Origin of the sequence: Enterobacter cloacae complex sp. IR5412, assembly GCF_049237385.1 — a bacterium.
In the GTDB taxonomy this organism is placed as follows: Bacteria; Pseudomonadota; Gammaproteobacteria; order Enterobacterales; family Enterobacteriaceae; genus Enterobacter; species Enterobacter intestinihominis.
In genome coordinates this window covers 101,894-115,039 of sequence record NZ_JBMKHQ010000015.1, presented here as the reverse complement: position 1 = coordinate 115,039, position 13,146 = coordinate 101,894, and the positions used below count along the sequence as shown (strand labels likewise).

The following is a 13,146-nucleotide window of genomic DNA, read 5'->3' as shown; positions in this document are numbered from 1 at the left end:
AAGTGAACGGAATGACCACCACCGCCGTATGTTCCCCTCACCCTAACCCTCTCCCCGGAGGGGCGAGGGGATTGCTCAGTGCTCGCATTAATTTGTGGGGAACCCTCTCCCACGGGGAGAGGGGAAAAGAATGTTATTGTGCTTCCGCCAGCTGACGATCGCGGCGACATTTAAACATCCAGCCCACCAGCAGCAGGACGATCCACGCGAAGCCCACGTACAGGGAAATACGGGTATCCGGGTGATAACCAATCAGGCCAATGATGAAGACCAGGAAGATGAGACCGACAATGGTCGTTGGCACGCCGCCCGGCACTTTAAACTTCAGCGCTTTGGCCTCTTCTGGCGACAGGCGGCGACGGAACGCAATCTGCGACAGCAGGATCATGATCCACACCCACACCGTCGCAAAGGTCGCCAGCGACGCAATCACCAGGAAGACGTTCTCCGGCATAATGTAGTTCAGGTAGACCGAGAACAGCAGCGCCACGGTCATGACCAGCACCGTTACCCACGGGGTACCGCGACGCGACGTTTTGGCAAACACCTTCGGCGCACTGCCCTGCTCCGCCATGCCGTGCAGCATACGGCCCACGCCGAACACGTCACTGTTGATGGCCGACAGCGAGGCGGTCAGCACCACAAAGTTGAGAATGCTGGCGGCAAACGCAATGCCCATATGCTGGAAAGTCAGGACAAACGGGCTGCCGTTGGTGCCCACCTGGTTCCACGGGTAGATGGACATAATCACAAACAGCGTGCCCACGTAGAACACCAGGATGCGCATCGGCACCGAGTTGATGGCGCGCGGAATAGACTTCTCCGGATCTTTCGCTTCCCCGGCGGTGATGCCGATAATCTCGATTCCGCCATAGGCGAACATGACCATCTGGAGCGACATGACCATCCCGAGCCAGCCGTTGCTAAAGAAGCCGCCGTTGCTCCACAGGTTGTGAATGCCGGTTGGCTGTCCACCGTTGCCGATACCCCAGATGATAATGCCGAAACCGGCGAGGATCATGATGATAATGGTCGCGACCTTGAAGAAGGAGAACCAGAACTCCAGCTCGCCAAACACCTTCACGCTCATCAGGTTAACGGCGCAGATAATCAGCACCACGCTCAGCACCCAGATCCAGTGCGGCACGGCGGGGAACCAGACCCCCATATAGATACCAAACGCCGTCACATCGGCAATGGCAACAATCAGGATTTCGAAGCAGTAGGTCCAGCCGGTGATAAACCCGGCCAGCGGGCCTAAATTTTCCTGCGCGTAGCGGGAGAAGGAACTGGCAGAAGGGTTGTGAACCGACATTTCGCCAAGGGCGCGCATGATGATATACGCCGCCACGCCGCCGATGATGTAGGCCAGCAGAACGCTTGGACCGGCCATTTTGATGGCATCTGCCGAGCCATAAAAAAGACCGGTACCGATAGCCGAGCCCAGCGCCATAAAGCGGATGTGGCGGGTGCTCAATCCACGTTTAAGTTTGTTAGTGCTTTCCATTAAAATCTTGCCATTCAACACGAAAAAAACAAAAAACCACGGGGCCTTAAGCCCCGTGGTTAAACAATTTGTTGCCGTTGATTAATGGGCGTTGGATGTCACCTGACGCCCTGCCGCACGGTCCCAGATAATCGCCAGAACCAGCGCTACAACGGAAGGCATCAGCCAGGCCAGGCCCTGCTCGGACAGCGGCAGACGCTGTGTCCAGGCTGGCAGGATTTCTGCAAATGCTGATGCTTTGATCCCGTCAAGGATACCAAAAATCAGGCTGATAAACATGGCTGGCGCAATAATTCGCGTGGAGTTATGCCACCACGGACGGGTGAAGCTCAGCACTACCAGCACGATACATGGCGGATAGATCGCCGTCAGCACCGGAATTGAGACCTGAATCAGGTGGCTCAGACCGAGGTTTGACACCGCCATGGAGAAGATGCCGAGGATAAACACCAGCGTGCGGTAAGAAAGCGGCAGATACTGAGCGAAGAACTCCGCGCAGGCGCAGGTCAGACCCACCGCCGTCACCAGACAGGCCAGGAAAATCAGCGCCGCCAGCAGCATGCTGCCTGCACCACCAAAGGTGTGCTGCACGTAAGCATGCAGGATCGCCGCGCCGTTTGCGCTCTGATCGACCAGCGTTGCGCTATCTGAACCCAGGCGGAACAGCGCCAGATACAGCAGCGTCAGGCCGACACCGGCCATCAGGCCAGCCCAGATGGTGTAGCGAGTCAGCAGACGCGCTTCGGTCACCCCGCGGGAACGCGCGGCGTTAACGATAACGATACCAAACACCATCGCGCCAAGCGTATCCATCGTCAGATAGCCGTTCACGAAACCGTTTGAGAACGCCGCGTTCTGGTAGGCGTCCATTGCGGAGCTGATGGGCCCCGCAGGCCAGACGATGGCCGCAACCGCCAGCACAATCAGCGCCACAATTTTCAGCGGTGCCAGGAAGTTACCCACAGTATCCAGCAGTTTGCCCGGATAGAGAGAAACCAGAATCACGATGGCGAAGTAAATGAGGCTGTAAATAAACAGCGGCATCGCGCCGTCACCGGTCAGCGGGGCAATACCCACTTCAAAGGAGACGGTCGCCGTACGCGGGGTTGCGAACAGCGGGCCAACGGCCAGATAGCAGACGGTTGCCAGCAGAACGCCAGCCACTTTGCCAATCGGGGTGCTGAGGCTGTCCACACCGCCACCGACTTTCGCCAGCGCGATAACGGTCAGTACCGGCAGGCCCACGGCAGTAAGCAGGAAGCCAAACGCAGCCGTCCAGACGTGTTCACCCGCCTGTAAGCCAACCATTGGAGGAAAAATGATGTTACCTGCGCCAACGAACAGCGCAAATGTCATAAAGCCCAGCGCGATAATGTCACGCGATTTCAAGTGATGGGTCATAAAACCTTACTGCCTGTGGATGTGGTGTTGAATACGTTGAGATTTTCGCCATCCCTGACGGGACGATACAGCGGAAAATTTGCTCAATTTCAGCGGGATATGCTCCCGTCCAGGCGTGGCGAAGAATAGTTTTTCGATTTACCACGCAAATACAGTCGGTCTGACAGTATATGGGGGGCAATTTAAACGCTTATAACGTTTAAAGGCAAGAAGGGATCGTAAAACCAGAACAATATGCCAGCATGAAAATTCAGACCAAAATAATATGCCATGTATAAGAAAAACTCATGGCTAATCATGCGAACAAAAAAGCACCAGCCGTATAATATTCACTCGCGTTTCGCTTGACTGCAAAGCAAACGGGCCAGCAATCGCTGGCCCGTGGAAAGGTAGCCTGACACACACGCTGTCAGGCACTTTTTTTGGCAATTAATCGTTCCGGGATCACGAAGCTAAAGCGCGTGCCCTTACCCAGGGTGCTTTCGATATTGAGCCGGCTTTCGTGGTGGCTGACGGCATGCTTCACAATTGCCAGCCCCAGTCCGCTCCCGCCGGTCTGCCGCGAGCGCGCCTTATCCACCCGGTAGAACCGTTCGGTGAGACGCGGGAGGTGTTCAGGCCCAATCCCCGGCCCGTTGTCCTCGACGCTAAATTCAGCCCCTGCCGGAGTATGCTGCCACCGCACCGCGATATGCGTCCCTGTCGGGGTATGATTCACGGCGTTATAGACCAGGTTTGAGATAGCGCTTCGCAGCTCATCTTCACTGCCGAGCACTTTCAGCGTGTTATCAACATCAAAACTCAGGGTGTGTTGATTATGGCTCAGCGTTTGGGCTTCGCGCTCCACCACTCGCAGCATCATCGGCACATCAATGATGTCGTTTAGCGCCAGCGACGGGGCAGCCTCAATTTTTGAAAGCGTTAGTAGCTGTTTGACCAGCCCTTCCATGCGGAACGTCTGTTCCCGCATGGTATGCAGCGCTTTCTCACGCGGCGCCCCCTCAAGCGTTTGCTCCTGCATCATCTCCAGATAGCCCTGAAGCACCGTCAACGGCGTACGCAGCTCGTGGCTGACGTTGGCAAAGAAGTTACGTCTCGCGCCCTCAAGCTGATGCATCTGGGTGACATCCCGCGCCACCATCAGCCACTGCCGATCGCTGTAGGGCATCACGCGAATTTCAAGATGGCGACCGTTATTGAGCTTCAGATTGTGCGGACGACTAAAATCACGCGTTTTCAGATACAGCGTGAACTCGGGATAGCGCAGAAGGTTGAGGATGTTCTGACCGTTATCATCCGGCCAGCGCAGGCCCAACAGCTGCTGTGCGAGGCCATTACACCAGAAGATGGTCCCTTCTTCCGTCGTCAGGATCACTGCGTCCGGCAGCGACTCCGCGCCGCTGCGAAAGCGTTTTATCAGGCTTCCCAGCTCACGACGGCGCTTTTTATTACGCATCTGCATCTGGTGCAGGCCGTAGAGTAGCGGTTCCCAGCTCCCGCTTCCCGGCGGGGGTGTCATACTTCTGTCGACCCACAGCCACCAGGAAAGACGCAGTAAATTCCAGAAATGCCAGACGAGCAACCCCGTCACGGCCACCAGTAAAAACCACGGCAGATAGCCAAAAATAGCCCCCAGAATGAGGGCCGGAATACAGCATAAGATCAGTTCAAAGACGAGCCTTTTCCATGACAGACGTTCCAGCACGCGTCACACTCCTGTCATTGTTCAGAAACGGGTCGAGAAGCGATAACCCGTGCCGCGGACCGTCTGTACCATGCGATCGTGGCCGCTCAGTTCCAGTGCTTTACGCAGGCGGCGAATATGGACGTCAACCGTTCGGTCTTCGACATAGACGTTAGTTCCCCAGACGTTATTCAGCAACTGTTCGCGGCTGTAAACGCGCTCCGGGTGTGTCATAAAGAAGTGCAGGAGTTTAAATTCGGTGGGGCCCATATCGAGGGGATTTTCACCGGTCATGACCCGGTGTGAGGTAGGATCCAGGCTCAGGCCCTGCATCTCAATCACCTCTTCCACCGCCATCGGTGAAATACGGCGCATCACGGCTTTGATACGCGCCACCAGCTCTTTCGGGGAGAACGGTTTGGTGATGTAATCGTCCGCGCCGGTTTCCAGACCGCGCACGCGATCCTCTTCCTCACCGCGCGCCGTCAGCATCACCACCGGGATATCGCGGGTCATCGCCTCGCGTTTGATATGCTTGATAAACTGCAATCCGGAACCGCCAGGCAGCATCCAGTCCAGCAGGATCAGATCGGGCCAGGGTTCATTCAGCTGGTTCACCGCGCTGTCATAATCTTCCGCTTCAACCGGCTGGAAGCCATTTTGTTCAAGCACGAAGCACACCATTTCACGGATCGGAGCTTCATCTTCTACGACCAGAATACGTCTCGCCATACTTTGCCCTGTCTTATCGTATTTAAGTTACAAGTCTGTAATGCGGCGTCATTATGCGTCAGATTTATGACAGATTTATGAAAAACATTACCACGATAAATAGCAAACTGTTGTTTTATTACAGCGGTTATTTTCCGTTCCCCGAACGTTTATAATCCTGCTTTCTTATTATTGCCACGGATCTCTTATGCGCATACTTCACACCTCAGACTGGCACCTGGGTCAAAATTTTTACAGCAAAAGCCGCGCCGCGGAACATGAAGCGTTCCTGAACTGGCTGCTGGAGACGGCTCAGGCTCACGAGGTGGACGCAATTATTGTGGCGGGCGACATTTTTGATACCGGATCGCCGCCGAGCTATGCGCGTGAGCTGTACAACCGTTTTGTGGTCAACCTCCAGCAAACCGGTTGTCACCTGGTGATTGTCGCCGGAAACCATGACTCGGTGGCGACGCTGAATGAATCCCGCGATATTCTGGCGTTCCTCAATACCACCGTGGTGGCCAGCGCCGGACACGCGCCGCAGATCCTGAAAAAACGTGACGGCACACCGGGCGCGGTGCTATGCCCAATTCCGTTTTTACGCCCGCGCGATATCGTGCAAAGCCAGGCAGGCCTGTCCGGGAGCGAAAAACAGCAGCATCTGTTGCAGGCCATCACCCGCTATTATCACCAGCAGCATACGGAAGCCTGCGCCCTGCGCGGCGAACAGGCCATTCCTATCGTTGCCACCGGGCACCTCACCACAGTCGGGGCCAGTAAGAGTGACGCGGTGCGCGAGATTTATATCGGTACGCTGGACGCGTTTCCAGCGCAAAACTTTCCTCCCGCCGACTATATTGCCCTCGGGCATATTCACCGGGCCCAGATCGTCGGGGGATGCGAGCATATTCGCTACTGCGGCTCGCCCATTTCCCTCAGTTTTGACGAAACGGGCAAAGCCAAATCCGTGCATCTGGTGAGCTTCACCGAAGGCAAACTTAGCGCCGTTGAGACGCTTGAGGTGCCGGTCACCCAGCCGCTGGCAGTGCTGAAAGGCGATCTGGCCGCCATTACCGCTCAGCTTGAGCAGTGGCGCGGCGCAGTGCTTAATCCCCCCGTCTGGCTCGATATCGAAATCGCCACCGATGACTACCTGTACGATATGCAGCGTAAAATTCAGACGCTGACGGAAGACCTTCCTGTGGAGGTGCTGCTGGTACGTCGCAGCCGCGAGCAGCGCGAGAAAATTCTGCTGAACGCCCAGCGTGAAACGCTTAGCGAACTTCGGGTTGAAGAGGTGTTCGCGCGGCGGCTTGCGCATGAAGAAGTGGACGAGGCCAGGCGCACCAGGCTTAACGAGCTGTTTGCCCATACCCTGCATTCCCTCAATGACGAGGACGAAAACGCATGAAAATTCTGAGCCTGCGTCTGAAAAATCTGAATTCGCTAAAGGGTGAGTGGAAAATCGATTTCACCGCGGAGCCTTTCGCCAGCAATGGGCTATTTGCCATCACCGGCGCAACCGGCGCGGGTAAAACCACGCTGCTGGATGCCATCTGCCTGGCGCTTTACCACGAAACACCGCGTCTTAATAAGGTCTCTCAGGCACAAAACGACCTGATGACGCGCGATACCGCCGAATGCCTGGCTGAAGTGGAATTTGAGGTCAAAGGCGTTGCTTATCGCGCTTTCTGGAGCCAGAACCGCGCCCGCAACCAGCCAGACGGGAACTTACAGGCACCGCGCGTTGAGCTGGCCCGCTGCGAAGACGGGAAAATTCTGGCCGATAAAGTCACGGATAAGCTGGAACAAACCGCCGCACTCACCGGGCTGGACTATGGTCGCTTTACCCGCTCGATGTTGCTCTCTCAGGGGCAGTTTGCCGCCTTCCTGAACGCTAAACCGAGCGATCGGGCAGAGCTGCTGGAGGAACTGACCGGCACGGAAATTTACGGCCACATTTCCGCCATGGTTTTTGAAAAACACAAAGCGGCACGCAACGCGCTGGAGATGTGCGAAGCGCAGGCCGCAGGCGTTGTGCTGCTGAGCGAGGAACAGCAGCAGCACTTGCAGCAAAGTTTGCAGGCACTTACTGACGAAGAAAAAATCCTGCTGGCACAGCAGCAGAGCCAACAGAAAGATTTTCAGTGGCTTACGCGTAACGACGAGCTGATACGTGAGCAGCAACGCGCAGCCGCTTCGCAGCAGCAGGCGCAACAGGCTCTGACGGACGCCGCCCCCCAACTGGCGAAGCTCCAGCTGGCACAGCCCGCCGCCCAGCTACGTCCGCTGTGGGAGTATCAGCAGGAGCAGAACACCCGCCTGGCGCAGACAACAGCGCGAATTGTTGAAGTAAATACTCGCTTACTCGACAGAGCGGCGCAGCGCTCGCGTATTCGCAACGGTGCGCTGCGCAACCGTGAACAGTTGCAGAAAGAGCACACGGTACTGACGCAGTGGCTAACCGAACACGATCGTTTCCGTCAGTGGGGGCAGGAAATTGCCGGCTGGCGGGCGCATTTTACACAACTGAGTCGCGATAAAAATCAGCTTGTGGCCCAGTCAGCGCGTATGGCTGAGCTTCGTCAGAAACTGGCTGAGATGCCGGAGAGTACGCTGACGCTGACGGCTGAGGATCTCGCGACGGCAATGGAGCAACAGGCACAATCGCGGGCGCTCCGCCAGCGTCTGACTGCGCTTCACGCTCGCTATCAGCCGCTGCAAAAACGGCTGCGCCATAATGCGGAAAGCGTGCAGAAAGCGCAGGCTGAGCAGGCTAAGCTCAATGAAACGCTGATCCTGCGGCGTCAGCAGTTCAAAGAGAAAAATCAGCACTATGCCGACCTGAAAGCGCTCTGTGAGCGTGAGGCAACAATCAAGGATCTTGAGAACTATCGTGCACAGCTCGAAGCGGGTAAACCTTGCCCGCTCTGCGGTTCAAGCGAACATCCGGCAGTTGTGCAGTATCAGGCGCTTGAACTGACCGACAATCAGCGCCGCCGCGACGCGCTGGAGAAAGAGGTTGCCGCGCTAAAAGAGGAAGGATTGCTGGTGCTCGGGCAGGTGAATGCGCTCACCCAACAGATCCAGCGCGAGACAGAGGAAGTACAGGCCCTCTCTCAGGAAGAGCAAGCACTCACTAAAGAGTGGCTGGAGGTCTGCACCTCCCTGAACATAGCGCTGAATATTCAGGATGATATTGCACCCTGGATGAGCGAACAGGAGCAGTATGAACGCCAGCTGTATCAGCTTAGCCAGCGTCTGACGCTGCAAAACCAGCTCAATGAACAGGAAGATCAGGCGCGCCAGTACCAGCAGCAGCTGACGGCGACGCGTCAGGCGCTGGCGGCCTCGCTAGAGTCGCTGTCGCTTAGCGTGCCCGATGAAGGGGCCGAAAGCGCCTGGCTGAGCGCACGCGAAGCTGAATATACCCGCTGGCAGGAAAAACAGGCCCAGCACGGTACGATTCAGGAACGTATTAACGCCCTGATGCCCATCCTGGAGACGCTGCCGGATTCTGATGACGCAGAAGCCGACGCGGTTATCCCTGAGAACTGGCGCGGCATCCATGACGAATGCGTGTCGCTACAAAGCCAGTTCACCACCCTACAACAGCAGGAGACGCTTGAGCGTGAACGGCTTCAGCAGTCGCAGGCTCAGTTCAGCGCCGCGCTGACCGCAAGCTGCTTTGCCAGTCAGGAGGCTTTTCTCTCCGCCCTGCTGGATGAAGCGTCGATCCGCCAGCTTGAACAACAAAAGCAGACGCTGGAGAACCAGCTCCAGCAGGCCACGGCGCTCTCCGTACAGGCAAACCAGCAGCTTCAGGCGCATCAGGCACAGCGCCCCGAGGGGCTGGAAACCGACGCCGCAACCCTTCAGGCGCAGTTACACCAGCTGGCGCAACTGCTTCGTGAAAACACCACGCATCAGGGGGAGATCCGCCAGCAGCTCAAGCAGGACGGTGATAACCGTCTGCACCAGCAGGCGCTTATGCAGCAGATTGAGGAGGCGGCGCGTCAGGCTGACGACTGGGGCTATCTCAATGCGCTGATAGGCTCCAGCACCGGCGATAAATTCCGTAAATTCGCCCAGGGGCTGACGCTGGATAATCTGGTGTGGCTTGCCAACCAGCAGCTCAACCGTCTGCATGGCCGCTATCTGCTTCAGCGTAAAGCCAGCGACGCGCTGGAGCTGGAGGTGGTTGATACCTGGCAGGCCGATGCGGTACGCGATACCCGTACCCTGTCCGGCGGGGAAAGTTTCCTCGTCAGTCTGGCGCTGGCTTTAGCGCTTTCCGATCTGGTCAGTCACAAAACGCGCATTGACTCGCTTTTCCTGGATGAAGGGTTCGGCACGCTCGACAGCGAAACGCTGGACACCGCGCTGGATGCGCTCGACGCGCTGAACGCCACCGGGAAAACCATTGGCGTGATCAGCCACGTAGAGGCAATGAAAGAACGTATTCCGGTGCAGATCAAAGTGAAGAAGATAAACGGGCTAGGGTATAGCAGGCTGGACAGGGAGTTTGCGGTGCAGTAAATGGGGGGATGGTACCCTCACCCTGGCCCTCTCTCTGTGGGAGAGGGTACAAACATCAAAAACGGCAACGCAAGTTGCCGTTTTGCGTTTATTCCGGCCAGAGCCACGCCGCGCCGCGCACGCCGCTGGAATCTCCATGGACGGCTTTGCGGATCGGCGTTTCGCACTCGCCGCCAAATACCCACTGTTTCACCAGCGTTGGCACCGTCGCGTACAGCCGGTCAACGTTGCTCATGCCGCCGCCCAGCACAATCACGTCCGGATCGAGGATATTGATCACATGCGCCAGTGATTTAGCCAACCGCATTTCGTAGCGGCTGAGCGCCAGTTCAGCCACCGGATCCTGTTCCTCAACCAGACGCATAATCTCGTTGCCTTTCAGCGGCTGGCCGCTCAGACGATGATAATCGGTGGCAAACCCCGTGCCGGAAATAAAAGTCTCAATACAGCCCTGCTTGCCACAGTAGCACGGCACCTCGGCACGGTATTTGAGTTCATCTTCGTCCATCCACGGTAACGGGTTGTGCCCCCACTCACCTGCGGTGCCGTTGCCGCCAATATGCGAGCGCCCACCGAAGGCCACGCCCGCCCCGCAGCCGGTACCGATAATGACCGCAAATACGGTCTGCGCGCCAGCCGCTGCGCCATCTACGGCCTCAGAGACCGCCAGGCAGTTAGCGTCATTTGCCAGACGCACTTCCCGGTTCAGACGCTGGCTTAAGTCTTTATCAAACGGCTGACCGTTGAGCCAGGTGGAGTTGGCATTTTTCACCACGCCGGTATACGGCGAAATGGAGCCGGGGATCCCCATCCCGACCGTGCCCATCTCGCCCGTTGCCTGCTCTGCCATATCGACCAGGCGGGCAATCGTCTCTATGGTCTGGTGATAATCATCGCGCGGCGTAGGCAGACGGTGGCGAAACAGTTGCTCCCCCTGCTCGCTCAACGCAATAACTTCTGTTTTGGTGCCGCCCAAATCAATCCCAATACGCACAAGACACTCCTCATTATTTTGATTATCAACAGAGTAGAAGCCCACTTCCCGATTAGCAATGCAAGCGATGCGACAATTCGTTATCATGCCCGCTGATTTAACGACAAGGCCGTGGAAATTATCATGCTGTGGTTCAAAAATTTGATGGTTTACCGTCTCAGCCGCGACGTTTCGCTGCGTGCAGAAGAGATGGAAAAACAGTTAGCCGCTTACTCCTTTACCCCTTGCGGTAGCCAGGATATGGCAAAAACCGGCTGGGTTCCGCCAATGGGTTCTCAAAGCGATGCGCTGACCCACGCCAGCAGCACGGGGCAAATCATCGTTTGCGCCCGCAAAGAAGAGAAGATCCTGCCGACGCCTGTGGTGAAGCAGGCGCTCGAAGCGAAGATCTTCAAGCTGGAAGCTGAACAGGGCCGTAAGCTTAAAAAAACCGAAAAAGATTCACTGAAGGATGAAGTGCTGCACTCGCTGCTGCCGCGCGCCTTTAGCCGCTTTAGCCAGACCATGATGTGGATCGACACCGTGAACGGGCTGATCATGGTCGACTGCGCCAGCGCCAAAAAAGCGGAAGATACGCTGGCGCTGCTGCGTAAGAGCCTTGGCTCATTACCGGTGGTACCGCTGGCACTGGAGACGCCGATTGAGCTGACCCTGACTGAGTGGGTGCGCAGCGGGACTGCCGCGCAGGGCTTCCAGATCCTTGATGAAGCAGAGCTGAAAGCGCTGCTGGAAGATGGCGGCGTGATCCGCGCGAAGAAACAGGATCTGGTGAGCGACGAGATCGCCGTGCACATTGAAGCGGGCAAAGTGGTGACTAAACTGGCACTCGACTGGCAGCAGCGCATTCAGTTTGTGATGTGTGATGACGGCTCCGTGAAGCGCCTTAAATTCTGCGATGAACTGCGCGATCAGAACGAAGATATCGACCGCGAAGATTATGCTCAGCGCTTTGACGCAGACTTTATCCTGATGACCGGCGAGCTGGCGGCGCTGATCCAGAACCTGGTGGAAGGTCTCGGCGGCGAAGCGCAGCGTTGACAGGCAAAACGTAGGCCGGGTAAGCGAATGCGCCACCCGGCATGCTTTTATTTCAGATAGCGGCACAGATAAGAGGTTGGCTCTGCAACCTGCAAATGGAACTCGCTGTGGCCCGGCACGTTGAACACCTGCCCGGCACTATAGACTTTCCACTCCGTTTCACCCGGCAGCAGGACGTTCAGCGCACCACTGACCACCGTCATCTCTTCCGCTTCTGCGGTGCCAAAGGTGTATTCCCCTTCCGCCATGACGCCGACACTGGCGCGGCCAGTGCTGCTGCTGGTAAAACCAATGGATTTCACTTTACCGGAAAAGTATTCGTTACTTTGAAGCATGAACTGGCCCTTATATTTATAGAGAAAAATCCACTATAGGGGCCATGCTCATGACCTGTCACGCAAAATCATTACACCAGTAATTCTGACGCCAGGCGCGCCATCAGGACGTTAGAGAGCAGCACCGGAACATCCAGCGCCTTTTGCAGTAAATCACGATGCCGTTGATGGAAGCCCAGGCAGTCCAGCATCAGGACATCCGCCCCTCTGTCGATCAACTCCTGCCCGGCCGCAATCAGCTTCGCTTCGCTGTCCCAGAACGGGTTTGCCAGGGCGTACAACGGGGTGTGCTCCAGCGCGGCCCACTTCACCGTCTGGTTATCCAGCAGTTCTTCTACGGGAACGATCACGCCCACCTGATGACCATCAACAATTGACGCCACCAGCGGGGGGATAATCCGCATCGGTTCGAGCAGAATGGCATTACGCGCGCTGAGTCCTTTAACGGGTGCTGTGCTCATCAGCAAAATGACGTCATAGTCCTGATTGTCGAGCACTTCGATCACACCCTGTAGCGCGCGCTCGATTTTCTGGCGCGACACATGCGCCAGTTTACCGTCACTGAGTAACGTTGCCAGGGGATCTTCCCCCTCTCCGACCGCGTAGTCTTCCATGACCTCTTCCCGACTGAGCTTCCCTAACAGACTGAGATGCGTAATTTGTTGTTCAGAGACATGCTCGGTTAAGAGCGGTAATACTTCGCTTACAGGCACCACACCAATCGTGAGGATCGCCAACGTCGCCTTCATTTTGATCGCCTTCCGTTACTACCACAACTGCCACACAAGTACAGGCTCACTACGCTGCACTGTTCATTTTTTCAACAAAACAGCACCAAGGGTAGCAGGGGATCTCTACACCGTAATGTAAAGATCGACTGGCCTTTCCGAATCCACCTGTAATAACTAAATATTAACTGCTGCTTAACATCAGC

Annotated in this window: 10 protein-coding genes; 3 read left to right on the top strand and 7 right to left on the bottom strand. The window is 56.5% G+C overall.

Annotation, left to right across the window (positions count from 1 at the left end):
* Positions 1 to 133: 133 nt before the first annotated feature.
* The 4 genes from proY to phoB all read right to left on the bottom strand — a co-directional run bounded on the left by proY (position 134) and on the right by phoB (position 5,324).
* On the bottom strand, positions 134 to 1,507 hold the full coding sequence (proY, locus tag ACOTX2_RS21085) for a proline-specific permease ProY (RefSeq protein WP_017383160.1): 1,374 nt from the start codon (positions 1,505 to 1,507) through the stop codon (positions 134 to 136).
* Positions 1,508 to 1,588: 81 nt separating this feature from the next.
* Complete coding sequence (gene brnQ / locus ACOTX2_RS21080) at positions 1,589 to 2,908, bottom strand: branched-chain amino acid transporter carrier protein BrnQ (protein WP_003859118.1); 1,320 nt, start codon at positions 2,906 to 2,908, stop codon at positions 1,589 to 1,591.
* A 409-nt stretch (positions 2,909 to 3,317) separates the two neighbouring features.
* Positions 3,318 to 4,613 carry a phosphate regulon sensor histidine kinase PhoR gene (gene phoR / locus ACOTX2_RS21075; protein ID WP_023299433.1) on the bottom strand — a complete coding sequence of 432 codons (1,296 nt, stop codon included), beginning with the start codon at positions 4,611 to 4,613 and terminating at the stop codon, positions 3,318 to 3,320.
* A gap of 21 nt (positions 4,614 to 4,634) precedes the next feature.
* On the bottom strand, positions 4,635 to 5,324 hold the full coding sequence (gene phoB / locus ACOTX2_RS21070) for a phosphate response regulator transcription factor PhoB (protein ID WP_003859122.1): 690 nt from the start codon (positions 5,322 to 5,324) through the stop codon (positions 4,635 to 4,637).
* A 187-nt stretch (positions 5,325 to 5,511) separates the two neighbouring features.
* On the opposite strand from phoB, the gene sbcD reads away from it, so the two are divergent.
* Together sbcD and sbcC are read left to right on the top strand one after the other, a co-directional pair.
* Positions 5,512 to 6,717 carry an exonuclease subunit SbcD gene (gene sbcD, locus ACOTX2_RS21065; protein WP_032624766.1) on the top strand — a complete coding sequence of 402 codons (1,206 nt, stop codon included), beginning with the start codon at positions 5,512 to 5,514 and terminating at the stop codon, positions 6,715 to 6,717.
* Positions 6,714 to 9,845, top strand: coding sequence for an exonuclease subunit SbcC (gene sbcC, locus ACOTX2_RS21060; RefSeq protein WP_063148336.1), 3,132 nt, complete (start codon positions 6,714 to 6,716; stop codon positions 9,843 to 9,845). Before sbcD ends, sbcC begins: the two co-directional genes overlap by 4 nt.
* 88 nt (positions 9,846 to 9,933) lie before the next feature.
* Here the strand turns inward: sbcC and mak are convergent, their stop codons facing one another.
* Positions 9,934 to 10,839, bottom strand: a complete 906-nt coding sequence (gene mak / locus ACOTX2_RS21055) for a fructokinase (RefSeq protein WP_063148335.1) — start codon at positions 10,837 to 10,839, stop codon at positions 9,934 to 9,936.
* Between the two features lie 123 nt (positions 10,840 to 10,962).
* Between mak and rdgC the strand changes: the two genes are divergently transcribed.
* Entirely contained in the window at positions 10,963 to 11,877 is a 915-nt protein-coding gene (gene rdgC, locus ACOTX2_RS21050; protein WP_006809928.1) for a recombination-associated protein RdgC, read from the top strand.
* Between the two features lie 47 nt (positions 11,878 to 11,924).
* Here rdgC and ppnP read toward each other — a convergent pair whose 3' ends face one another.
* Positions 11,925 to 12,212 carry a pyrimidine/purine nucleoside phosphorylase gene (ppnP, locus tag ACOTX2_RS21045; protein ID WP_003859131.1) on the bottom strand — a complete coding sequence of 96 codons (288 nt, stop codon included), beginning with the start codon at positions 12,210 to 12,212 and terminating at the stop codon, positions 11,925 to 11,927.
* 71 nt (positions 12,213 to 12,283) lie between these two features.
* The gene (locus tag ACOTX2_RS21040) at positions 12,284 to 12,961 is read right to left on the bottom strand and encodes an AroM family protein (protein WP_003859133.1); all 678 of its coding nucleotides are present in this window, start codon (positions 12,959 to 12,961) and stop codon (positions 12,284 to 12,286) included.
* Positions 12,962 to 13,146: the final 185 nt, after the last annotated feature.